Below are 23,519 nucleotides of genomic sequence, written 5' to 3'. Positions count from 1 at the left end.
AACCTCTCCGCAGAGAGGTTTATTCACAATATCTATCATTTAACCATGATTAACCGCGATAGTATCTCTGCGGTACAAACGGCATTTTTTCAACGGTCATGGGCAGTTTTTTACCACGAACCTCGGCAAACAGAGTGGTGCCGATGCTGGCTAGATCGGCGCGGACATACGCCATAGAGACGGGCTTGCCGGCATTCGGGCCTGCGGTGCCGCTGGTGACGATGCCGATTTTGTTGTCTGATTCATCAAATAACTCAGTGCCTTCACGAACTGGCGCTTTGGTTTGACCCACAAGACCGACGCGCTTGCGCGAGACATCTTTCGATTCAATTTGACCAAGAATAATGTCGGCCCCTGGGAAGCCCCCTTCTCGCTCACCGCCGATGCGACGCACTTTCTGGATGCCCCAAAGCAAACTAGCCTCAACCGGTGTCGTGGTCGGGTCAAGGTCATGGCCGTATAGACATAGACCACACTCTAAGCGCAGAGAATCGCGCGCGCCTAGGCCAATCCACTCCACCTCATCTTCCGCCGTTAAACGGGTCGCCAACTCCTGCGCGTGCGAGTTCGGCACCGAGATTTCAAATCCGTCTTCGCCAGTGTAGCCGCTTCGGCTGATCACGCACTCCACACCCAATAAGTTGAGGCGTTTGACATCCATAAAGACCATATTCGCTACATCAGGGTTGAATCTTGCCAATACGTCCACCGCTTGCGGGCCTTGAATCGCAAGTAAGGCGCGATCTTCAATCACCTCCAGCTCCACACCCGATGGCAAATGTGCTTGCAAGTGATCGATGTCTTGCTGTTTGCATGCTGCGTTAACCACGACAAACAAGTGATCGCCTAAATTGGCCACCATTAAGTCATCCATAATGCCGCCGTTGTCGTTGGTAAAAAACGCGTAGCGCTGATTGCCTACTGGCAAATCAATGATATCGACAGGAACCAAAGACTCAAGGAAGGCCGCAGCCCCTTCACCATGCAATCGCAATTGTCCCATGTGGGACACATCAAAAAGTCCGGCAGCGTCTCGGGTATGAAGATGCTCTTTCTTAACGCCGAGTTTGTATTGCACAGGCATATCATAGCCAGCGAACGGTACCATCTTTGCGCCCGCTTCAACATGCAGAGTATGAAGAGGGGTTTTCAGTAATTCTTGAGTCATTGTTGTCTCCATGTGATCCGGTCCGTTTTCCTTGAGAGGAAACCTTGTTTCCAATAATAAACACGACGATGGCGAGAATGCACCCTAAATAAGAGCGGGAGAAGTGAAAGTGTGACATTTAACATTAAATTCACAACAAGGCATCATCAATAAAAACGCCGCCTTGAGCAAGATTCGATCAAAGCGGCGTTATTCTACGCATAAACAACCCAAAAGCAAACGTTTGCTTTCACTATAAGAAATTTACATTTGATTCACGTTATTTGGCTGTCACCCACAAAATATGCGCGTCTTGCTCACTGGTTGAGATCAACATGTGGCCCATATTGGCGTCATAATAGACGCTGTCACCGACCGTCAACTCAATCGGTTCATAAAACTCTGAGTAGAACCGAACCGTGCCCGATAAGATCAATAGAAACTCTTCACCATCATGACGAACCCAGTCACTGTACTCTTCAAAACGCCTCGCGTGGACGCGGCTTTTGAAAGGCATCATCTTTTTATTGGACAATTGAGTAGCCAGCAATTCGTGTTCATACGTCTGCGTGGGGTGCGGTTTGCCGTGCCCAACTCGGGTGACATCTCTTCGCCCTGTTGCGACCTTTTTTCTAGGTGGCTCAAAGAGTTGTGGCATATCTATCGCCAACCCCGATGCCAACTTTTGCATCGCTTGGAAAGTCGGTGATATTTGCTCGTTCTCAATTTTACTAAGCGTTGAACGCGCGAGCCCAGTGCGTTGACTGGCTTCCTCAAGCGTGATGCCTAACTTGCTACGAATCTCTTTGATGCGCTCGCCTAACTTAAGCGGCTCGATGTTTTGATCACCCGCTTCCTTCGCTAGGGTGATGGACGGGTACTCATCGTAGATATCTTCTGACATGTTTCCCTCAGTCATACTTTCTTTACTTCCTATTTGGATTTCATTGTGCCCCAAGGTCGTAAAACTGGAAAGGTGAGGATAGGAAATATAGTGTGCACTCGTTAACAAAAACCGCAAGCGTGTTTCCAATAGGAAATTTTTGGTTGATTGTTGATGCAACTCCCGCTATGTTACCAACTTGTTAGTTGTCGAGATGCATTTTTACCCCAGTGTTTCGCGCCATTTTTGCGACCAAGTTGGGTTTTCCCCTCTCTTTTCGGGGCATGGATTTACACAAAATTTAGTCAGCACGCTGACGACTCAATTGGAAGGTCATCGACTATGAACAACACCTATCACAATCATCGCTTAGAGAATTTTTTCTCAACTCAACTCAGTGCCACCGACGATGCCGTCTTTGCAGGCATCCAAGCAGAGCTGTCTCGGCAAAACGAACAAATCGAGTTGATCGCTTCAGAAAACATTGTGTCAAAAGCGGTGATGCAGGCTCAAGGCACCTGCCTAACCAACAAATACGCAGAAGGTTACCCAGGTCGCCGCTACTACGGTGGCTGTGAGCATGTCGATACGGTCGAGGCCATCGCTATCGAACGCGCTAAAAAGCTTTTTCAGTGTGAATACGCAAACGTTCAACCTCACTCTGGCGCACAAGCAAACGGCGCCGTCATGCTCGCACTGCTGCAACCGGGCGACACCATTTTAGGCATGTCTCTTGATGCCGGCGGCCACCTCACACACGGCGCAAAACCTGCGCTATCGGGTAAATGGTTCAACGCAGTGCAATATGGGGTGGATCGCGACACACTCGAAATCAATTACGACGATGTCCGAGCACTGGCAAAAGCGCATCAACCGAAGCTTATCATCGCCGGTGGCAGCGCCATTCCTCGTACGATTGATTTTGCCCAGTTTCGCGCGATTGCTGACGAAGTCGGTGCTTTACTAATGGTAGACATGGCGCACATCGCCGGCCTTATCGCTACTGGCGCGCACCCAAGCCCTCTTCCCTATGCTGATGTCGTCACCACAACGACGCACAAAACCCTACGCGGCCCACGTGGTGGCATGATTTTGACCAATGATGAAACCATCATCAAAAAGATTAACTCTGCCGTGTTCCCAGGGCTGCAAGGCGGACCGTTGATGCATGTTATTGCAGCGAAAGCGGTGGCGTTTGGTGAAGCACTCGGGCCAGAGTTTAAGACTTATATCAATTCGGTGATCAGCAACGCAAAAGTTCTTGCCGAGGTGTTGCAAACTCGCGGGTGTGACATTGTGACAGGCGGAACGGACACGCATTTGATGCTCGTCGACCTAAGGCCAAAAGGGTTAAAGGGTAACAAAGCAGAAGAAGCGCTTGAGCGTGCCGGGATCACATGTAACAAAAATGGCATCCCATTCGATTCTGAGAAGCCTATGATTACATCGGGCATTCGATTGGGAACGCCTGCGGGAACCAGCCGCGGCTTTGGCGCTGAAGAATTCAAACTTATCGGACAATGGATTGGTGATGTTCTGGACGGGTTAGTGGATAACCCTGACGGAAATACAGAAGTAGAGCAACGCGTTCGCAAAGAAGTGAAAGCCTTGTGTCATCGCTTCCCACTGTACCAATAATCAATTTTATCTTAGTTATTTTGGAGATTAAGCAATGGACAAAACACTGAAGTTTGCAGATAGCCATGAGTGGGTACGTGACAACGGTGATGGCACTGTAACTATCGGTATTTCTGAGCACGCTCAAGAAATGCTTGGTGACGTGGTCTTCGTCGACCTACCGGAAGTAGAAGACGAGATTGAAGCCGGCGACAGCTTCTCGTTGGTTGAATCGGTTAAGGCCGCTTCTGATATTTACGCGCCGATCACCGGTGAAATCATCGAAATCAACGAAGAGCTCGAAGACAGCCCAGAGCTAATCAACGAAGAACCGTATGAAGGCGGCTGGATCGTCAAAGTGAAGATGTCGGATCCTTCTGAGCTTAATGACCTAAAAGACGCCGAAGAATACCTAAACTCAATCGAAGACGAGTAATAAGCACAACAGCAAAGCTGCCCCCATCTAGGAGGCAGCTTTTTTTCACGGTTCGCTCAGCGAACTTTGGAGCAGGTAAAGGACAATGACTGAATTACTTCAAAGCCTCAGCACACAAAATGAGTTCGTTGCTCGCCACAACGGCCCAAACACACAAGACCAACAAGCTATGTTGGCGGCCATCAATGCCACTAGTTTAGATGCTCTGATTGAGGAAACGGTGCCGCCGCAGATTCGTCTTGAGCAGCCACTAAGCTTGGCCCCAGCCAAGAGCGAAGCGGATATGCTGAGCGCTATGCGCCAGTTCGCCGATCAAAACCAAGTCAAACGCACCTTCATTGGTCAAGGCTACTACAACACCTTCACGCCCAACGTGATTCTGCGTAACGTGATGGAAAACCCAGGTTGGTACACGGCCTACACGCCCTATCAGCCAGAAATCTCACAAGGCCGTTTGGAATCTCTGCTCAACTTCCAACAGATGGTGATGGATTTAACCGCGATGGACATCGCGAACGCCTCCCTTCTTGATGAAGCGACCGCAGCGGCAGAAGCGATGACCCTGTGTAAACGCGCCGGCAAGAGCAAGAGCAACGTCTTTTTTGTTGCCGATGATGTGCACCCTCAAACGATTGAAGTCGTCAAAACGCGTGCAAAATACATCGGCTTTGATGTCACCATAGGGTCACTGGACTCTCTCCCAGAACAAGACGTATTCGGTGCCTTGGTTCAATACCCGGGAACAACTGGCGAAGTGCGCGATTTGAGCGACGTGATCGCCAAAGCGCAAGCCAACAAAACACTGGTTGCGGTTGCGACCGACCTACTCGCGTGCGCACTGCTTAAGCCAGCGGGCGAAATGGGCGCAGACGTGGTGATTGGTTCAGCGCAACGTTTTGGCGTACCTATGGGTTACGGCGGCCCACACGCAGCGTTTATGGCGACGCGTGACAAACACAAGCGCACCATGCCAGGACGCGTGATTGGCGTATCGATTGATGCCAACGGCAACCAAGCCCTGCGTATGGCGATGCAAACCCGTGAGCAACATATCCGCCGCGAAAAAGCGACATCGAACATCTGTACCGCGCAAGCACTGCTGGCCAATATGGCGTCGTTCTACGCGGTTTACCACGGCGCGGAAGGTCTACGTACCATCGCACGCCGCACGCATCACATGACAGCAATTTTAGCCGCTGGCCTGACCAAATCTGGCTTCGAGCTGGCGCACAACAGCTTCTTCGATACCATCACCATCAATTCAGGCAGCCAAACAGAGGCGCTGTATGCTAAAGCACAAGCGGCAGACATCAACCTGCGCCTGATCGCAGATAAAGCGCAACTGGGCGTGAGTTTTGATGAAACCACCACCACTGATGACATCGCCGCACTATTTGACGTGTTTGGTGTGAAAGAAGAGATCAACGGACTGTCGTCAGAAATCAGTGGCAATGAGTTCGCCGCGATTCCTGAAACGCTACGCCGCACGTCAGCGTACCTAACGCACCCAGTCTTCAACACGCATCACAGTGAAACGCAGATGATGCGTTACCTCAAGCAGCTTGAGAACAAAGACTTCTCACTGACACACGGCATGATCCCGCTCGGCAGCTGTACTATGAAGCTTAACGCCGCAGCCGAGATGATTCCTGTCACTTGGCCTGAGTTCGGCGCTCTTCACCCGTTCGCACCACTAGAGCAAGCCGCAGGCTACGCGGCACTGGCGAAAGATCTGAAAGAGAAGCTATGTGAAATCACGGGTTATGATGATTTTTCATTGCAGCCTAACTCTGGCGCGTCGGGTGAGTACGCGGGTCTGATTGCTATCCAGCGTTACCATGAGAGCCGTGGCGAAGGTCACCGTAATGTGTGCCTCATCCCAAGCTCAGCGCACGGCACCAACCCTGCGACGGCCTCAATGGTGTCGATGAAAGTTGTGGTGGTGAAATGTGATGAAGACGGCAACATCGATTTGACCGATCTGGCGGACAAAATTGAAAAGCACGCTGACAACCTCTCTAGCATCATGATCACCTACCCTTCCACACACGGCGTGTACGAAGAGCAAGTGAAGCAGGTGTGTGAAATGGTGCATGCGGCGGGTGGCCAAGTTTATCTCGACGGTGCCAACATGAACGCGCAGGTAGGTTTGACCTCACCGGGCTTGATTGGCTCTGATGTCTCTCACCTCAACCTACACAAAACCTTCTGTATCCCGCATGGTGGCGGTGGCCCGGGTATGGGCCCGATTGGCGTCAAGTCGCATCTCGCGCCTTTCTTGCCGGGTCACATTGAAAACGGTGTTGAAGGTAAAGAGTTTGCCGTCTCTGCGGCGGATCTTGGCAGTGCATCTATCCTGCCTATCTCTTGGGCGTACATCGCAATGATGGGCGAAGCTGGCCTCACTGAAGCCACTAAAGTCGCAATCTTGAACGCCAACTACATAATGGAGCGCCTGCGCCCTCACTACCCTGTACTTTATCGCGGTAAGAACGGCCGAGTAGCGCATGAGTGCATCATCGACATCCGCCCGCTAAAAGAAGAGATCGGCATCAGTGAAGAAGACATCGCGAAGCGTTTGATGGACTACGGTTTCCACGCGCCAACTATGTCGTTCCCAGTCGCCGGTACCTTGATGGTTGAACCAACGGAGTCTGAAGATCTGGCTGAGTTGGATCGTTTCTGCGATGCGATGATTGCCATCCGCGAAGAGATGAACGCCGTTAAAGAAGGCGCTTGGCCACTCGACAACAACCCACTGGTCAACGCACCGCACACACAAGTGGATTTGGCGAGCGAACACTGGGATCGCCCATACTCACGTGAAGTAGGTTGCTTCCCATCCAGCGCGACTAAGCAATGGAAATACTGGCCAACCGTCAACCGTGTCGACAACGTCTACGGTGACCGCAACTTGATCTGCTCTTGCCCGAGTATTGAGAGCTATGAAGGGTAAGTGACGTAGATAGAACAACCCGCTATTTTGTTGGATGTCCTAGTTAAATCTAAAGCGAACCGAGTAAGGTTCGCTTTTTTATTGGTTCAAAGTCCGTAAATCTACGTGAAATTGTGATTTGCTCGGGATACAACAAGTAATTGGACAATCTCGTGTTAGGACTTAAACTAAAAATTGTCAACTTTTAATAAGCTGAGTTTGAGGAAATAATGGCTCATATATGTCGAATTACTCGATGGCTATTCATCTATTTATCCCGCAACTTCCTAATCTCAGCCATCATTTGACTAAGCCTTTCTCTATCCAGAGATGAGTAAGCCGTCATATCTCGCGATTTCTGAACAGAATCTTCATACTCATCGGCTCTTTTTTGTATCGCCTCTTGCAGGTAAATATTTAAGCTCTCAGCTCGAAGCAAGGCGGGGAGCTCATCATCAGACTCCAGAAGCGAAATTGCAAAGTCTAAATTACCTGAATACTCACTATGAGCCTCTACGCTAAGACGTATGCTGTCCTCAATCTCACTGTCATATCTTGTATTTGACTTACCCTCAACCATAGCCGTCAAAAACTTCAAAAAGTAAAGCGAGTCGTGCTGAGACAAATGCCTAAAACAGATACGAGTGCTTTCCTCTAGCCGACTAAACGCATTGAACCTTGCCTCATGCCATAATTGCTTCTTCCAAGAATTTAGGGTGTATATGGCAATGAAAGCCGCAAAAATAGTCGCTAAGCTTACTAGTATATCTAAAGAGTTGGCGATTCCCGCAGTTACTTCTGGGCTGGTCGCGATATTGATTCCAAAGATAACCCCGACCACAACTAATGCGAAACAACAAATCCAAATGATCTTGTCAGACAAATTAACCCCTCAAACTGATAGCTTAGACCTTAGCCTGAATCAATTAATGTCATAATTATACAGCACTTGTTTGATGAATAGAAAATACCGCAGACTTGCTAGCGCCCCACATAGCAATGGTGAACAAGTCAAGCTCCATCTAGGCGAATTGCCCGTTTTTTTATCCCTTTACGTATTCTTGTAACCCAATAACTACGCAAGAAGAATAAGTTAAACTAGGACAATGACTAGACAGTTGATTCTAGAAATTAATTACTCTAGCAAGGATCAGGCACTTCCATGCGAAAAGCTATCAACACAAAACATGCGCTGATCAGCAATACCCCCTCCCAACCAAAACGAGGACCCCATCCATCGCCCTACAGCAAATTAAGCGCCAGTGTCCCAACAATGGCACAGGGCACAGACGCGTAGGCGATTTCAACGATATACTTCTCGAACCATCTCATCGGTATTGACCTCTTTTTCAGTGGTGGCAGGTCTGCGTTTATCATGAAGTTACTTTTACCCATTCTTCTGGCGCCACTGTTGATGGCGTGTGCTGAGCAATCGGTCACTCACTTGAGTCGCCCTGATATCAAACCCGATGACACAGCGCATCAATGGCACAGTCCGTTTGATGATTTACGGGGTTGGGGAAGCCATTTTGGCTACCCGCACTCTGCGATGATAGTTCAAGATCCGATGGACTCAAGCAATAATGTACTGCGATTAGAATTACGAGACGGCGATCAATTTCGTACGCGCTCTGGGTACGCCTATCGCACGGAAGTGTACGAGCGCTATAAAGCACCGTTCAATCAGCCAATACACTATCGATTTAAAGTGCTGATAACGGACCAATGACAGTACGATGATGTGCGCGCTTTAATTGTTCAGTGGCATGCCACGCCAGATCGTCATTTGAATGAAATCAGCCGTAGCCCCAACCTTGGGATTGAACTGCGTAATGACCGCTTTTTGATTCGCTCTCAAACCAGTCAGCTGGCGGTGAACACCGACAACAAACACGGCATGACGAGAACTCAGCACTACCTCAGCGCGCCTATCGAGAAGAATCGCTGGTATCAGTTTGATGTCAAGGTGAAGTGGACGCCTAACTCTGACGGCTACCTTGCCATTACTATCGATGAGGAACGCGTCGTGAACCACCGCGGGCCAACCAGTTATGTCGATTGTCTCGGCCCCTATTTTAAAGCGGGCATTTACCGCGACCACAGCGTCAACACCTTTGCTCTGCTGTTGAATGACTACTCACGAGCCTTGATTGAGGAATCCAACACGGATTTGGAATAAGCCATATTCCAAATCTACGATCCTTATCTACTAAAATGGCGCTCAAACCGACTTTTCTATCATTAGTCGTTGCTCCTACGCGTTAAACCATGCTCAATCTTGAGCATGGTTTCGACGCAACTGCACGCATTGGAAACCGTGCCATTGTGAAAGTTACTTTCACAATTCGGAAATTTGGAAGCCAAATTTCCGTTAAACTCATGTCTTATTTATACTTGCTTACACTAAACTGCACCTTTCCCTCAGCCGATCTCACTTGACCTGACCTGCATCATAGAAGTGCTCTACTCCACCTGTTTGCCTTTTGAAAGATAATTACAAGCCCATCCACTTTTTAGTAGGTTATTTATCTCTGCACTAGATAATTGTCATTCAATATGACTTTAACCTTCCCCCAAGGAACATGCTTTTGCAGAGATCTTGATTTTCAGATTCAGCGATTTTTTCTATCAGTTGGTGATTTTACTGATATCGACTGAATCCAAACGGAGCAAACGATGACTAAAAAGTGGTTTACTGAGTCGGTTGACGCTACAAAAGAGGTGCTTGAAACCTCCATTGAGCAAGGCTTAACAGCGCAAGACGTCGCGAACCGACAATCACAATACGGTAAAAATGAACTGCAAGAGCAAGCCGGCAAATCCGCGCTAGAGCTTTTCCTTCACCAGTTCAAAAACCCTCTAATCTTTATCCTCGGTATTGGCGCGATAGTGTCCTTTTTTACCGGACACCTCGTCGACGCCATTGCGATCACGGTGATCATCTTCATCAATGCCATCATCGCATTTTGGCAAGAGTTCAAAGCGCAAAAAGGGATGGAAGCCCTACGCGAGATGGCGGCGCCTACCGCGCAAGTAAAACGTGACGGCCAGTGGATGGATATTCCGGCCAAAGAGATCGTGCCGGGAGATATCCTAAAAATCAGCACCGGTGACATTCTTGCCGCCGATGTGCGCATTATCGAAGCCAACCGCTTGTCGATTGATGAAGCGGCGCTCACAGGTGAATCGGAACCTGTCGATAAGAAAGTCGAGGTGATCGATGATGCCACGGTTGGTCTTGGCGATCAGCGCAACATGGGCTTTATGACCACCATCGTCACGTCAGGTACTGGCTTAGGTATTGTGGTCAACACGGGTATGAAAACCGAAGTGGGCCACATCGCCGATATGATGGCGAACACCGAAGAGACCAAAACGCCAATGCAAGAGCGCATGGATACCATCGCAAAAATCTTGATGGTCGCGGCGCTCGCCGTCGTGGCTGTGGTGTGTGGTATTGGTCTTTATCACGGTATGCCGTGGCTTGAAATTCTTAACACCGGTATTTCGCTCTCGGTCGCAGCAATTCCAGAAGGTCTGCCAACGGTTATCTCGATTGTATTGACCATGGGCTCCACGCGAATGGTGAAGAACAACGCACTGGCTAAACAGCTTTCTGCGATTGAAACGCTGGGCTCGACTACCGTGATCTGTTCAGACAAAACCGGCACGCTGACTCAAAACCAAATGCAGGTGATGAAAGCTTACGATGTGAGCGGCCGCTACTGGGAAGTGAGTGGTAAAGGTTTTAGCCCAGAGGGTGAATTCAAACCGCTCGGTCACCACATTGATGCCAAGCAAAGCCCAGAAATGATGAAAGGCTTAGTCGTCGCGACTCTGTGTAACGATGCGGAATACCTCAAAGATGGCGACCAATCCAAAGTACGCGGTAACCCAACCGAAGGCGCTTTGATCGTCGCAGCCGCCAAAGCAGGCCTAGAGCAATCTGAAATGCTGAGCACGGGCGGTTACTCTATTGTTGAAAAGTTCCCGTTTGATTCAGCGCGCAAAATGGCTTCTGTGATTGTTCGAGGCCCTGAAGGTAAGCACTTCCTCGCCATTAAAGGCGCACCCGATGTGGTATTGAACCACTCCGCCGGTTTTATGGTGGATGGTCAATATGTGTCTAAGTTACCAGTCAGCCAGACAGTGGGTAACGTTGCCCTTAACAACGATATTGCGGATCGCATCGTGAGTGATTACGAAGCGGCGATTCAAGATTTTGCCCACCAAGCGCTGCGCACCTTGGCGGTCGGTTACAAAGAGTTAAGCGATGACGATCTCAAACGCGATCACAGCGAGCTTGAGCAAGAGGTCATTCTGCTAGGTCTTTACGGCATCATGGATCCACCGCGCCCTGAAGTACGCGCTGCGGTAGACAGCTGTTTCGATGCGGGCGTTCGCACTGTGATGATCACCGGCGACCACGCATTGACCGCCGCCGCAATTGCACGTGAGATCGGCATTATTCGCAGCGAGAAAGACCGCGTCGTCACCGGTGCCGAGCTCGATGCGATGGACGATGACGAATTGCGCCGTATATGCCCACAAGTGGCCGTGTTTGCTCGCGTGACGCCTGAGCACAAACTGCGCATCGTTCAAGCTCAGCAGTTCAACAATGAAGTTGCTGCGATGACAGGTGATGGCGTCAATGACGCTCCAGCCTTGCGCCGTGCTGACATCGGTGTTGCGATGGGTATCACGGGTACCTCGGTCGCCAAAGATTCCGGTGATTTGATTCTGCTGGATGACAACTTCAGCACCATAGTGAAAGCGGTTCGTCAAGGTCGCCAAATCTTCGATAACCTACGCAAGTTCATTCGCCAAGCTCTGACGGCGAACGTCGGTGAAGTATCGGTGATCCTATTTGCTTTCTTGATGATGGGACCAGAGGCGATTTTGCCGCTCACGCCATTGATGATCTTGTGGATTAACTTGGTTTCAGATGGCCTACCGGCACTGGCTCTGGGTGTTGATCCAGAAGAAAAAGATTTGATGGAACGCAAACCTCGCAAGCGTAACGAGAGCTTCTTCAGCGACCACTTAGGCACTCGCATTGTCACCCGTGGCTTGGCCCTTGGCGCAATGAGCTACTTAGCGTTTAACTGGGCGCTAGACAATGGTTTTAGTGCAAACTACGCACAAACTATGGCCTTTGCGATGCTGGTGTTTGCTCAGCTGTGGCACCTGTTTGACTCGCGCTCATTCACGACCTTGTTCCGTAAGAACCCATTGACCAACAAGTCGCTGCTTGGCGCCGTTGCTATCTCAGCCACGCTGTCGCTTAGCGTCATCTATACCGGTATTGGTCAGCTGATCTTCAGCACTGAAGCCTTGCAAGGTGGTCACCTATTTGGTGTCATCATGGCCGCCTCTCTGCCTACCTTGATTCTGTCGGCGATTAAAGAAGTGACGAAGACCAAACTCGTCTAAGCCCTGCGCCGCCACTCAAACGGCTCGACCCTGTCTAGAGAAATTCAGACACGGTCGAGCCGTTTTTTCTGGTACTTATCCCTTTTTATACCAACGACTTAAGCATGAATAGTCGCTCTCATGATGTGTTGCGGGCCAGCAGAACCACCTAAATAGATCTTGCCAGTATCGACAAAGCCGCTTTTGAGGTAGCAGGCTTGCGCGCCGGGATTTTTGCAGTTGACCGTGAGGTAAATCGTCTCAAACTGCGGATAGTTGGCGACGAGATACGGCATCAATGCGCGAATCGCTGCTTTGCCATACCCTTTACCTTGATGAGCGGCGTCGATGGCAAACGCTCTGAGCCCCATTGCGTGATCGGGACAAAAGTCGTAGCGGCGACGATAGGCGATATCGAGTTTGAAAAAGCCGACCACGTTATCACCGGCCAAAATCACATGCCGATGCGTGGTTGAGCAATGATCGGAGAGAAATTCCTCGGCGGTCCCCGCAAACTTCACTTGCGCTTGGGGTAGCGTGACCCCTCTTACGCCCTCAATCGTCCGTTCACTGAGCGGCTCAATACGAATCATGATTGCCCCTCCAACACCGAGCGCACGAGGGTAACTGTATTGTGTGCGTCGCGATAATCCACGGCGATGGGATAGACGTGATCCTCAATGCGTAGTACCAAAGATGGGAACCCATTCGCGCCAATCTGGCGAGAAAAACGAATCTCATCCAGCAAAGACTGGTTGAGCTGCGCACTGCGATAGTCCTCTTCAAAGCGCGTCATATCCAGCCCAGCCTGGCTGGCGAGTGCAAGTAACACCTCATCATCACTGGGATTTTTCGCCTCAAGATAATAGGCGCGTTGAATCGCGTTGATCATCACCAGTTCAGCGTCTTGCTTGCGCGCCGCCAACGCAGCGCGACATGCGGGGTACGTTGAGCGCCTTGGCGTGTTGCTGGTCCAAAAATCGTAGTTAAATGGCGTGCCGAGCAAGTTTTCTATTTTGCGCCAGTAGGAGGCAATTTGCTCTCGCATCGCCATTGGCATCGGCTCATCACTGTCTGGTGCTAAACCGCCAACCACGTACTGCACGCTAACCGTACCTGAGAGTTGCTGTTTGACTTGCTGCCATACGGGTTGATAGCCCCAACACCATGAGCACATCGGATCGTAAACATAATAGAGAATGGGCGCGCTTTGCATCTGAAGGTTCCTGAAATCCATATTCACCTTCAGTGTATCAGCCTCAGTGATGAATGCCTAAAAGGTATCCTGTATGTTGGCCAAGAGGGTGATTTGTTTGTCACAGCCTAAGCGGCAGTGATAGAGTGGCGGCTATGCGTGTAATGCCGCACAGATGTCAACAAGATAGACCAAGAGATAACCAATATGATTAATGACGACACAATTATCGCCAGCCTAGAAGAACTTGAAGCCTTTTTGATCGCCGTTGAAAACGGCACGCTTGGCCTACAGGGTGTCGCCGGTATCGCCCTTGCGACCAGCAACGCAGACGGTCGCCGATTTGTCGCAGTGCTCGATGACAATCATCAATTGATTCTGGGCCGCTGGGTCACGGAAGATGTGTTCCAAAATGGTCAAGAGTTAGTCAGAAGCGGCACTGGCCGTAAACACTAAACCGAAAAGGGCTGACGATACGTCAGCCCTTTTTGATGGCGTTCAGATTGAGATGAACGCTAACGATGCAAGGGTTTCACTACGCTGCTTTCGGCGCGTTGTAGTTGCCTAGCAACGCGTCATAAAACTCACTGTCGTTCAACACGCCCACTAAGCGCCCCTCTTCCATCAATAAGATAGGCTGCCCGCTGCGCTGTTTCAGTTCAATCGCTTCACGCATCCCAATGTCCGGGCTGGTGACCACCACGGTCGAGGCATTCACGGCGTCGAAATCCCCCTTGCTGGCATCCCAATACAGCAAAGAGAGCGAGGAGTCAGGCGCGAGTTCGAGGCGCTCTCCTTGTTGACTCACCCACAGCGCGTCACTGCCGCACACTTGCCATTGGTTGGCGTTGTGCTTCAACTCTTCCACCGGCTGCATCAAGGAGCGCCCTTTCAATACATTAAGAGGATTGGTGTGCGCAACAAAATCTCGTACGTAGTCGTTCTCTGGCGTCAGAATGATTGCTTCTGGTTTGCCGTGCTGGATCAGCTTGCCTGATTCCATAATCGCAATATTGTTGCCGATTTTAAGTGCTTCATCGAGATCGTGACTGACAAACAAGATGGTTTTATTCAGTTTCTTCTGCAACAAAAGCAGTTCATCTTGCAACTGAGCACGGATCAGTGGGTCGAGCGCGGAAAACGGCTCATCCATCAGTAAAATATCACTGTCCATCGCAAAGGCGCGCGCAAGACCGACACGTTGCTGCATCCCGCCTGAGAGCTCATGTGGGAACTTATCTTCCCACTCAGCTAAGCCTACCATCTCGAGCTGTTCACGCGCTTTGGCTCTTCGCTCAGCTTTTCCTTGCCCTTGCAACTCAAGACCAAAGGCGACGTTGTCCAATACGCTGAGCCAAGGCATAAGGGCGAACTTTTGAAACACCATAGAGACACGGTGCGTGCGCAAATGGCGCAGTGTCTGTTCATCACAGTTAGCGAGATCCACTTGTGAATCACCATCTTTGATGGTTAATGAGCCACGAGAGATCGTATTAAGCCCATTGACCGCGCGAAGCAGGCTGGATTTGCCCGAGCCAGAGAGGCCCATCAAGACACAAATTTCGCCTTCATCGACCGACAAAGAGACATTATCGACCCCCACCACTTGCGAGGTTTGGTCAATGATCTCTTGGCGTGATAATCCTTTGTCGAGTAAATCGAGGGCCAGTTGTGGTTTGTCACCAAACACCACATCAAGATTGTTAATCGTAATCGCTTTCATGATTAGGCTTCCTTCTGGTTCGGTGATTTACACAGTCGATCAAGGATGATAGCGACCAATACGATGGCAAGTCCGGCTTCAAAACCTTGCGAAATGTTCACCGTGTTGAGAGCACGCACTACGGGTTTTCCTAGGCCGTCCGCTCCCACCAGCGCGGCAATCACCACCATCGACAAAGACAACATAATGCACTGAGTCACGCCCGCCATAATGCTTGGCATGGCCGCAGGCAGTTCCACTTTAAACAGCAGTTTCATGCGCGTGGCACCAAACGCTTTACCGGCTTCGACCAGCTCTTCCGGTACTTTAGTGATGCCGAGGTAAGTCAAACGAATCGGCGCAGCAATGGCGAAGATGATGGTTGAAATCAGCCCCGGGACAATACCCAAGCCAAACAGAACCAGCGTGGGGATTAAATAAACAAACGTGGGTACGGTTTGCATTAAGTCGAGAATCGGTCTGAGCAGGGTGTAGAGCCAACGACGGTGCGCCGCCATAATGCCCAGAGGCACGCCAATTAATACAGAAATCGTTGTCGCAGCAAAGACTAAAACAAAGGTTTCTAGCATCTCTTGCCAGTAGCCAAGATTGAGAATCGTCAGCAACGCGCCAATAATGAATAACACCAGCGGAAGACTACGATGCAGATACCAAGCAATGGCCGCCGTCATTAAGATCGGCATCGCAGGTGGCATCCATTTAAAAATGTCTACAACAAACAGAATAATGGTTTCAAGAAAGAGAGAAATCGCATCAAACAGCCCAGCAGCGTTAAATGTTAGCCAATCAACCCCTGCTTCCATCCACTCACCCAATGGGATTTTGTTGTCAGTAATAAAATTCACAATATAACCTTGATGTTGCGGGTGGGCAGTGCCCACCCATTTGAATTACGCTTTTGAATCAATGTAGTTTTTCACCGCTGAAGCCGCGTCTTTACCGTTGATGGTCTTCACGCCTTCTAGCCACTTTTCAACCTGCTCTGGGTTGGCTTTTAGCCACTGCTGAGCCGCAATTGAAGGTTTAACATTTTGATTCAAGATGGCTTCCATCAACTGGTTTTCCATCTCAAGGCTAAACTCAAGGTTTTTCAGCAGTTGGCCAACGTTGCCACATTCAGACAAGTAGTTCGCTCGCACGTTGGTGTACACGTTCGCACCGCCGTAGTTCGGGCCAAAGAAGTCATCGCCGCCCGCGAGGTATTCCATCTCAATATTGCTGTTCATTGGGTGCGGTGCCCAGCCAAGGTAGACAATCCACTGATTGCGGCGTACAGCGCGTGCCACTTGAGACACCATGCCGGCCTCGCTTGATTCAACTAGGCTGAACGCTTTCAGGCCAAATGCATCGCTATCTATCATGGATTGGATTAGGCGGTTGCCGTCATTTCCTGGCTCAATGCCATAAATGCGGTCGCGGAATTTGTCGGCGTTTTTCGCGATATCAGCGAAGTCTTTCACCCCCGCTTCATAGACGTATTTCGGTACTGCTAGCGTGTACTTCGCACCCTCTAGATTGGCACGTACGGTTTCCACTGTGCCAGCCTCACGGTATTTAGCGATATCTCCCTCCATCGTTGGCATCCAGTTGCCAAGGAAGATATCGATATCACCGTTTGCCATCGAAGAGTAAGTGACGGGCACGGAGAGCAGATCCGTCTTAGTTTGGTAACCCAGACCTTTCAGTACTTCAGACGTGACTGCGGTGGTCGCGGTAATGTCCGTCCAACCGACATCGGCGAAACGCACGGTTTCACACTGGTTGGCATACGCATTGATCGCTAAACTCGACAGAGCGAGTGTTGAGAAGGTTTTCGTCATCATAGACATGTTGATTTCCTTTTTACTAACTTTCTGTTTTTACTAACTGCTTATTATGTTGACCGGCCGCAACGTGCCGGTCCGTGCTCGCTTTTTGCGAGTATTTCCTTCGCTTTACTTGATGATGTGCGCACGTTTGGGCGCATGAATTCGCTGTTTTTCTTGCCATTTCGGTGCAACCCACACAGGTTGGTTGTCTGGCTCAAGCAGAGGCTTGCCCAGAATCATATCCGCTGCACGCTCAGCCACCATGATGGTGGGCGCGTTGAGGTTGCCATTAGGAATGGTCGGGAAGATGGATGAGTCCACAACACGCAAACTCTCCACGCCACGAACTCGACAGCTTTCATCCAATACCGCCATCGGGTCATCGTCTGCGCCCATTTTGCAGCTGCACGACGGGTGGTACGCACTCTCTACGTTCTGTTTCACCCACTCATCAATCGCCTCATCACTGGTGACGTCGCTGCCGGGTTGAATCTCTTCACCGCGAAACGCATCCATCGCTGGCTGGTTGAGAATCTCTCGTGTCAGGCGAATGCAATCTCGCCAGTCTTGCTTGTCTTGCTCAGTCGAGATGTAGTTGAACTCAATCTGCGGCTTATCGTGCGGATTCGCCGACGTGATCGCCACGCGGCCACGACTTTCAGGCTTATTGGGGCCAACATGCACTTGGAAACCGTGGCCATCAAACGCCGCTCGTCCGTCGTAGCGCATCGCCGCAGGCAAAAAGTGATATTGAATATTGGGCCACTTCAACCCTTCACGTGAACGAATAAAGGCGCACGACTCAAAATGGTTGGTGGCCCCTAAACCTTTGCGCGTCAGGATCCACTCAGCGCCGATCATGCCCTTACTGACTAAGCCAAGTTTGCTGTTAAGCGTAATCGGCTGGGTGCAGTGATATTGGAAGTAGACCTCTAAGTGGTCTTGCAGGTTTGCACCCACGCCCGGTAGATCATGTTTGACCTCGACACCCGCCGCCTCAAGCACCGCTTTAGGCCCAATACCGGACAGTTGCAGCAGTTGCACCGAGCCAATGGAACCGGCGCTGGCGATCACTTCGACGCTCGCCATTGCTTGTGTTATCTGACCCGACTTTTCATACTCCACGCCAATCGCACGGCCGTTATCGAGCAGCACTTTGCGCGCAACGACGCCTTTAATCAGAGTCAAGTTTGAACGCTTACGGGCACGCTTTAGGTAGGCGTTAGACGTAGAAGCGCGAACCCCTTTGTCTACCGTCATGTCCATCGCACCAAAACCTTCTTGCTGATAGCCATTGTAATCGTCGGTTTCGGGATAGCCCGCTTCCACGCCAGCATCAATAAAGGCGCGGTATAGCGGATTGAGTTCCATATTGTTGCCACCACAGGTGCCAAGCGGCCCATCGCCGCCTCGGTAGGCATCTGCGCCGCCCTGCCAAGATTCCGCTCGGCGGAAATAAGGCAGACAGGCTTGGTAGTTCCAACCCTCGGCGCCGTGTTCCTGCCACTGGTCAAAGTCACAGGCGTGACCGCGCACATACACCATGCCATTGATGGATGAGCTACCACCCAACACTTTGCCCCTTGGGCAGTGCAGTTGTCGGCCATCTAAGCCTTGCTCAGGCGTCGTTTCAAATTGCCATGCGTATTTTTCACTGTTCATGGGGTAAGAGAGCGCCGTTGGCATCTGGATAAAAATGCTCTTATCGCTGCCCCCGGCCTCAAGCAGCAGCACTTGGTGCTCACCGCTTTCGGTCAATCTGTCCGCCAGTACACAGCCCGCTGAACCGGCGCCCACAATGATGTAGTCGTAACGAGTTGTCATTGTCTGCCTCCCGTTACGCGTATGGGCTTTCGTAGCCGCCAAGTTCCACCAAAATACTCTTGGTTTGGGTATAGTGGCGCAGGGTTTCTGGGCCATTTTCACGACCAAGACCAGAATGCTTGTAGCCGCCCACTGGCATTTCTGCCGGGGAATCGCCCCAAGTGTTGACCCAGCAAATACCTGCTTGCATCTGATGAATCACTCGATGCGCTCGAGACAGGTTTTGAGTAAAGACACCCGCTGCCAAGCCGTAGTCGGTATTGTTCGCCCGTGCGATCACCTCGTCTTCATCGCTAAAGGTGAGCACGGACATGACAGGGCCGAAGATTTCCTGCTGCACATGAGGCATATCATCATCGCAATCAATAAACACTGTTGGCTGAACAAAATTGCCGCTTGCTAGCGCGCCATCTTTCACCGCTTCACCGCCAGTCAATAAGGTCGCGCCGCTCTGCTTGGCGCTTTCAATCGCTGCGAGCACTTTTTGTTGATGCTCTTTAGAAATAAGCGCGCCAATCTGGGTCGCCTTATCCATAGGATCGCCAACCACCAGTTTCTCGGTTCGCGCTTTAAGTTGTTCTATAAATGAGGGGTATAATGACTCATGCACAAACACACGAGTGCCGTGGGTACACACTTCGCCTTGGGTATAAAAGTTCGCCACCATCGCCGCCGACACCGCATCGTCAAGCTCGGCATCATCAAAAATGATCAGCGGTGACTTACCACCAAGTTCCATGGTGACGTGTTTTAGCGTACGCGCACTGTCTGCCATCACTTTCTTGCCCGTACCCGACTCACCAGTAAACGACACCTTGGCGATATCAGGATGTGCGGTCAGCATTTGACCAACGCGATGATCCCCTTGCAAGACGTTAAAGACGCCATCAGGCAGCCCTGCTTCAGTGAATATCTCAGCCAGTTTCAGCGCGGTCAGTGGTGTCTCTTCCGACGGTTTGAAAATCATCGCATTCCCTGCGGCGAGTGCTGGAGCGGATTTCCACATCGCGATCTGAATCGGGTAGTTCCACGCGCCAATCCCTGCGCAAATGCCCAGCGGCTCGCGACGTGTGTAGAAGAACTGTGATTCACTCAGCGGCTGCTGCTCACCTTGAAGCGCAGGAGCAAGCCCGGCAAAGTATTCGATCACGTCTGCGCCGGTGACGATGTCCACTTCCAACGCTTCTTGCAAAGGTTTACCCGTATCCGACACTTCGAGTGCGGCGAGTTCATCATTGCGCTCACGCAGCAGCGCCACCGCTTTGAGCAAAATGCGGCTGCGCTCAATGGCACTCATCGCTGACCAAACAGCAAAGCCTTTCTTCGCCGATTCAATCGCAAGCGCGAGATCGGCTTCGCTGGCTTGACCTATGGTCGCCAAAGGTTCACCCGTTGCCGGGTTGTAGGTGGTAAATGTTTCACCAGACGCTGCCTGGTGGGCTTTACCGTCGATAAATAGTGATTTCATATCCATGTAAAGTCTGACTTAAATTATTTTTGTGAGTAAAACGTGAGTTGTTTATCGAGATAATCGTTGATGATTTGGCGCGCCATATCGGCGTCTATGCCTTGCGGGTTGAGCGTCCCGCGAATCCAAATACCATCGATCAACGCAGCGATACCGTGCGCGACCACCTCCACCTGTTCGGCAGAGAACAGCGCCTTGAGTTCGATCTTCAGATGAGAGAGCAAGCGCTTCTCATTGACTTGCTGAAGACGTTTGAGCTGAGCGTCGTGCATTGAGTATGACCAGAAAGCCAGCCAGGTTTTGGCCACCTTATTCTCTGCTTGATAACCGACAAAGTTGCCATCAATGATGGCGTTGATGCGTTCAACGTGGGCGTCTTTTGGCAACACCTTGAGTTTCTCGGTGATGGTGGTTGAGAGCTGACGCAAAATCTCACGCATCGTCTCCTCTAACAGGCCATGTTTACCGCCGAAATAGTGGTTGATGATGCCCGTCGACACACCCGCTTCTTTGCTGATCAGCGAGATACTCGCCGCGTGTAGTCCTACGCGGTCAATCACCGTCATGGTGGCCTGCACCAATTGCGGTTTTCGAATTTGCGGCATCCCAACTTTCGGCATCAAACGGCTCCATTTATTTTTTATTGAACGCTCAGTTAAATATAAAATGCCTGAAAATTAGTTCGAACTCAAATGATTTTTCATTAACGTAAAGAATCAATCCTGATTGAGAGGCGAAAACGGGTGAGAAGAAAACCGCAAAAACGACACAAAATTGCTACATTTTAGCGACAATGATCGCCTTCAAATAACTGAAAGTTATAGATATGAAGTAATAGCAGCATCAATTACGCCACTTAAAAGTGAGAGGAGACCAATGAGTGCGATTTACACGCAAGAGCAGCAAGAGATAAAAATCACGTATACGAAATATTGTTGATTAGCCCACTAAACAAAGTGCACAACACTAAACTTGGCTTGTGGCAACAATGTGCTGTGTTGGGCTAAGGCGCTATACCACCGCCAACAGCTTTTTGAGCAAGGTTTCCGCATTAGTCGGTTTGACGATGTAATCCACCGCGCCCAATTTGAGGCACTCGACAAAACTGTGTTTATCGGTATTGTTGGTCATTACAGTTGATTGTGCACATCACAGCCCGGTTTACGATGCAGGTAGTGACGAATCATCGCAGCCGTGATGGGCTTGGAAGATACGCCTAAAATACGCTGATGGTAGCTTTCGGTGAGCGTGCGCGTAGAGCGAATCAACGCATCGTCTTCACCACTAATGATGACGATGTCGCCGCGAAATCGTTCATTACTCAACTTTTTCAGTAAGTAGAGGCCATCCGAATCGGGCATATTAATGTCACAAAAGATAAGATCGATATGCGCCCCAGCCACTACGTCATACGCTTGCGCCCCATTCCCTGCCTCATGAATATCAAAGCGCCCCAACGCATTAAGCGTGGACGCTAACATGGTGCGGATAATGGGCTGATCATCAACAATCAGAATGGATTTGGTCACAAACACTTCGCCTTTGAGAAAGCTATCTAAACGAAAGTATAGTCAACAATTACCGTGATGATGCTTTAGTTAATCATCGATCGTACTGATATATCAGCCTTTATTTTAGAAAGGGCTGATATACATTTGTGATAGTGAACAGAGAGAATAACTCGCTAAGCACGAGGGAGAGCCAGCGTGGAAATGGCGTGTCTTGTGAGTCTAGGGGGCAAAAGGGCTGCAATCATAATGCTGTAAAATGAGCGCAACCTGTATTAGCTACGCAAGATGATCTCAGCCCGTAATTCTTAGTTAGTCATCGACATTAAATTAATGCACGTCTCTCACCAAGCGAACCCAATTATCAATTGAGATGTAATCCGTGGCCATCTCAGAAGCAAGCTCATAGTCGGCAGGTATACCGCTTTTGGGATCACTACGTTGTGCGCCGGCGCCATGCCAATCGTAGTATTGAGTAGAATCAGAATTTTTCTTACTCCATGCCTGCGCAAAAGAAACGTAGACCGCCGTGTGTTTAAAGTCACCTTGAGTGGTATTCGTCCAAAAATAGTACGAATCATTGCTTGACTCAAACTGAGTTGATGTCACATCAAAATAAGTCGTGTTGATCGCGGGTAGATCTTTCTTATCATAGTCAACCAGAGACTGAAGCTCTTTTGCGTTAGGTAAACGCCAATCACTATACCCTGCCAAAGTGGCGTTTTCGGCGTACTCCAGTGCGTCAACCCAGTTCATCCTTTCGCCACTGTCACTTTTCGCCCACATCAAGCCAGTCGAACGATCTGTAACGGTACCATCTTGATTATCAACGTAATCCATTTCATAGAGAGTTGTTGTGCCACGAACTGCGCGTACGTAGTTACCTGGTACAAACATATTATCGGAGTCCTGAATTTCTGACCCATCAAAAAACAACCCTGTTTCATAGGATTTGATATGTCCATCGGCAAAATTAAAGCCGAAGCCACCCTGCAGCCCTCCATGAGTGGTGAAACTTTGTACTGCCCCTTTGTTATACACGGTGCTAGACCAAAATGCACCGGCAAAAGGCAAACGCTTATCGTATTCAAAATCGAAGTATTCGGTATCGATATAAGGTTGGCTAACTGCACCGCTCTCGGGCTTCATTAATTCACCATCGAAGTTGGCGAGAGAATAAAGTTCTTTTATGGTAGGAAGGCGCCAATCATCATAGCCGCCGAGGGTCATTGATTCCACGACCGCTGCTGAGTCAGCTAGGTTTCTTCTCGTTGTGTCGTGATCTTGTTGCCACATTAACCCGGTATTCAAATCGGTCACCGTACCATCACCATTGTCTTGATATCGCAAGGGCACGCCTTCATAAGACGCATCTTGGCCTAAATACAAACTGTCACTCGAAGCAGCCAATGGTTTTCCGTTAGTATCAAAATGACCCGTTTGCCCTGTATCTGGTAACTTGGGGAAATCGTCTTGGGCGAGAAGCGGGAATGCTGTCGCCGTCATCAATCCTACAAGCACTGCTTTACTAAGAACCTTTAACATCTAAATCACCTAATTAGT

At 50.0% G+C, this 23,519-nt stretch carries 20 protein-coding genes; 7 read left to right on the top strand and 13 right to left on the bottom strand.

The window, feature by feature from the left end; genetic code table 11:
* Positions 1–49 precede the first annotated feature (49 nt).
* Positions 50–1,168, bottom strand: coding sequence for a glycine cleavage system aminomethyltransferase GcvT (gcvT, locus tag AC6R03_RS08260; RefSeq protein ID WP_334551503.1), 1,119 nt, complete (start codon positions 1,166–1,168; stop codon positions 50–52).
* A 259-nt stretch (positions 1,169–1,427) separates the two neighbouring features.
* Entirely contained in the window at positions 1,428–2,051 is a 624-nt protein-coding gene (locus tag AC6R03_RS08255; protein ID WP_334551502.1) for a helix-turn-helix domain-containing protein, read from the bottom strand.
* A 321-nt stretch (positions 2,052–2,372) separates the two neighbouring features.
* Between AC6R03_RS08255 and AC6R03_RS08250 the strand changes: the two genes are divergently transcribed.
* The 3 genes from AC6R03_RS08250 to gcvP all read left to right on the top strand — a co-directional run bounded on the left by AC6R03_RS08250 (position 2,373) and on the right by gcvP (position 7,039).
* Positions 2,373–3,668, top strand: a complete 1,296-nt coding sequence (locus AC6R03_RS08250) for a serine hydroxymethyltransferase (protein ID WP_500630835.1) — start codon at positions 2,373–2,375, stop codon at positions 3,666–3,668.
* Positions 3,669–3,702: 34 nt separating this feature from the next.
* A complete protein-coding gene (gene gcvH / locus AC6R03_RS08245) occupies positions 3,703–4,083 on the top strand; it encodes a glycine cleavage system protein GcvH (RefSeq protein ID WP_334551500.1) in 381 nt (126 codons plus the stop codon).
* Between the two features lie 85 nt (positions 4,084–4,168).
* Positions 4,169–7,039 carry an aminomethyl-transferring glycine dehydrogenase gene (gene gcvP / locus AC6R03_RS08240; RefSeq protein WP_500630836.1) on the top strand — a complete coding sequence of 957 codons (2,871 nt, stop codon included), beginning with the start codon at positions 4,169–4,171 and terminating at the stop codon, positions 7,037–7,039.
* Between the two features lie 247 nt (positions 7,040–7,286).
* On the opposite strand, the gene AC6R03_RS08235 is transcribed toward gcvP, so the two are convergent.
* A complete protein-coding gene (locus AC6R03_RS08235; RefSeq protein WP_500630837.1) occupies positions 7,287–7,901 on the bottom strand; it encodes a hypothetical protein in 615 nt (204 codons plus the stop codon).
* Positions 7,902–8,393: 492 nt separating this feature from the next.
* Between AC6R03_RS08235 and AC6R03_RS08230 the strand changes: the two genes are divergently transcribed.
* The 3 genes from AC6R03_RS08230 to AC6R03_RS08220 all read left to right on the top strand — a co-directional run bounded on the left by AC6R03_RS08230 (position 8,394) and on the right by AC6R03_RS08220 (position 12,451).
* Positions 8,394–8,747: a hypothetical protein gene (locus tag AC6R03_RS08230; RefSeq protein ID WP_500630838.1), complete on the top strand. Its 354-nt coding sequence runs from the start codon at positions 8,394–8,396 to the stop codon at positions 8,745–8,747.
* 12 nt (positions 8,748–8,759) lie between these two features.
* Positions 8,760–9,197 (top strand): heparin lyase I family protein, encoded by a 438-nt coding sequence (locus AC6R03_RS08225; RefSeq protein WP_500630839.1) that lies wholly within the window; start codon positions 8,760–8,762, stop codon positions 9,195–9,197.
* Positions 9,198–9,694: 497 nt separating this feature from the next.
* Positions 9,695–12,451, top strand: a complete 2,757-nt coding sequence (locus AC6R03_RS08220) for a cation-translocating P-type ATPase (RefSeq protein ID WP_500630840.1) — start codon at positions 9,695–9,697, stop codon at positions 12,449–12,451.
* 98 nt (positions 12,452–12,549) lie between these two features.
* Here AC6R03_RS08220 and AC6R03_RS08215 read toward each other — a convergent pair whose 3' ends face one another.
* The gene (locus AC6R03_RS08215) at positions 12,550–13,023 is read right to left on the bottom strand and encodes a GNAT family N-acetyltransferase (RefSeq protein ID WP_500630841.1); all 474 of its coding nucleotides are present in this window, start codon (positions 13,021–13,023) and stop codon (positions 12,550–12,552) included.
* The gene (locus AC6R03_RS08210; RefSeq protein ID WP_500630842.1) at positions 13,020–13,646 is read right to left on the bottom strand and encodes a DsbA family protein; all 627 of its coding nucleotides are present in this window, start codon (positions 13,644–13,646) and stop codon (positions 13,020–13,022) included. The genes AC6R03_RS08215 and AC6R03_RS08210 overlap by 4 nt, the downstream gene beginning before the upstream one ends.
* Before the next feature lie 186 nt (positions 13,647–13,832).
* On the opposite strand from AC6R03_RS08210, the gene AC6R03_RS08205 reads away from it, so the two are divergent.
* Entirely contained in the window at positions 13,833–14,081 is a 249-nt protein-coding gene (locus AC6R03_RS08205) for a hypothetical protein (protein ID WP_334553381.1), read from the top strand.
* 79 nt (positions 14,082–14,160) lie between these two features.
* Here AC6R03_RS08205 and choV read toward each other — a convergent pair whose 3' ends face one another.
* The 8 genes from choV to AC6R03_RS08165 form a co-directional block, all read right to left on the bottom strand.
* Positions 14,161–15,348, bottom strand: a complete 1,188-nt coding sequence (choV, locus tag AC6R03_RS08200) for a choline ABC transporter ATP-binding protein (protein WP_500630843.1) — start codon at positions 15,346–15,348, stop codon at positions 14,161–14,163.
* A gap of 2 nt (positions 15,349–15,350) precedes the next feature.
* Positions 15,351–16,193, bottom strand: coding sequence for a choline ABC transporter permease subunit (choW, locus tag AC6R03_RS08195; RefSeq protein WP_334553378.1), 843 nt, complete (start codon positions 16,191–16,193; stop codon positions 15,351–15,353).
* Between the two features lie 45 nt (positions 16,194–16,238).
* Complete coding sequence (locus AC6R03_RS08190; protein ID WP_500630844.1) at positions 16,239–17,177, bottom strand: choline ABC transporter substrate-binding protein; 939 nt, start codon at positions 17,175–17,177, stop codon at positions 16,239–16,241.
* A gap of 105 nt (positions 17,178–17,282) precedes the next feature.
* The gene (betA, locus tag AC6R03_RS08185; RefSeq protein WP_500630845.1) at positions 17,283–18,980 is read right to left on the bottom strand and encodes a choline dehydrogenase; all 1,698 of its coding nucleotides are present in this window, start codon (positions 18,978–18,980) and stop codon (positions 17,283–17,285) included.
* A 13-nt stretch (positions 18,981–18,993) separates the two neighbouring features.
* Entirely contained in the window at positions 18,994–20,454 is a 1,461-nt protein-coding gene (betB, locus tag AC6R03_RS08180) for a betaine-aldehyde dehydrogenase (RefSeq protein WP_500630846.1), read from the bottom strand.
* Between the two features lie 17 nt (positions 20,455–20,471).
* Positions 20,472–21,068 (bottom strand): transcriptional regulator BetI, encoded by a 597-nt coding sequence (gene betI, locus AC6R03_RS08175; protein ID WP_487903301.1) that lies wholly within the window; start codon positions 21,066–21,068, stop codon positions 20,472–20,474.
* 510 nt (positions 21,069–21,578) lie between these two features.
* Positions 21,579–21,977, bottom strand: coding sequence for a response regulator transcription factor (locus AC6R03_RS08170; protein WP_500630847.1), 399 nt, complete (start codon positions 21,975–21,977; stop codon positions 21,579–21,581).
* 309 nt (positions 21,978–22,286) lie between these two features.
* Positions 22,287–23,501 (bottom strand): Lcl C-terminal domain-containing protein, encoded by a 1,215-nt coding sequence (locus tag AC6R03_RS08165; RefSeq protein ID WP_500630848.1) that lies wholly within the window; start codon positions 23,499–23,501, stop codon positions 22,287–22,289.
* Between the last annotated feature and the right edge of the window lie 18 nt (positions 23,502–23,519).

It is taken from the genome of Vibrio sp. R10-SG-ISO4 (genome assembly GCF_059834135.1).
Note: the sequence above shows the minus strand (reverse complement) of the source record. Positions and strands in the feature narration are given on the sequence as shown.

Coding starts and splice junctions, on each gene's coding strand:
- AC6R03_RS08230 (WP_500630838.1), top strand. CDS start 8,394: ATGAAGTTACTTTTACCCATTCTTCTGGCGCCACTGTTGATGGCGTGT.
- AC6R03_RS08250 (WP_500630835.1), top strand. CDS start 2,373: ATGAACAACACCTATCACAATCATCGCTTAGAGAATTTTTTCTCAACT.
- gcvH (WP_334551500.1), top strand. CDS start 3,703: ATGGACAAAACACTGAAGTTTGCAGATAGCCATGAGTGGGTACGTGAC.
- betI (WP_487903301.1), bottom strand. CDS start 21,068: ATGCCGAAAGTTGGGATGCCGCAAATTCGAAAACCGCAATTGGTGCAG.
- AC6R03_RS08190 (WP_500630844.1), bottom strand. CDS start 17,177: ATGTCTATGATGACGAAAACCTTCTCAACACTCGCTCTGTCGAGTTTA.
- AC6R03_RS08205 (WP_334553381.1), top strand. CDS start 13,833: ATGATTAATGACGACACAATTATCGCCAGCCTAGAAGAACTTGAAGCC.
- AC6R03_RS08255 (WP_334551502.1), bottom strand. CDS start 2,051: ATGTCAGAAGATATCTACGATGAGTACCCGTCCATCACCCTAGCGAAG.
- betB (WP_500630846.1), bottom strand. CDS start 20,454: ATGGATATGAAATCACTATTTATCGACGGTAAAGCCCACCAGGCAGCG.
- gcvP (WP_500630836.1), top strand. CDS start 4,169: ATGACTGAATTACTTCAAAGCCTCAGCACACAAAATGAGTTCGTTGCT.
- AC6R03_RS08210 (WP_500630842.1), bottom strand. CDS start 13,646: ATGCAAAGCGCGCCCATTCTCTATTATGTTTACGATCCGATGTGCTCA.
- gcvT (WP_334551503.1), bottom strand. CDS start 1,168: ATGACTCAAGAATTACTGAAAACCCCTCTTCATACTCTGCATGTTGAA.
- AC6R03_RS08220 (WP_500630840.1), top strand. CDS start 9,695: ATGACTAAAAAGTGGTTTACTGAGTCGGTTGACGCTACAAAAGAGGTG.
- AC6R03_RS08215 (WP_500630841.1), bottom strand. CDS start 13,023: ATGATTCGTATTGAGCCGCTCAGTGAACGGACGATTGAGGGCGTAAGA.
- choV (WP_500630843.1), bottom strand. CDS start 15,348: ATGAAAGCGATTACGATTAACAATCTTGATGTGGTGTTTGGTGACAAA.
- AC6R03_RS08165 (WP_500630848.1), bottom strand. CDS start 23,501: ATGTTAAAGGTTCTTAGTAAAGCAGTGCTTGTAGGATTGATGACGGCG.
- betA (WP_500630845.1), bottom strand. CDS start 18,980: ATGACAACTCGTTACGACTACATCATTGTGGGCGCCGGTTCAGCGGGC.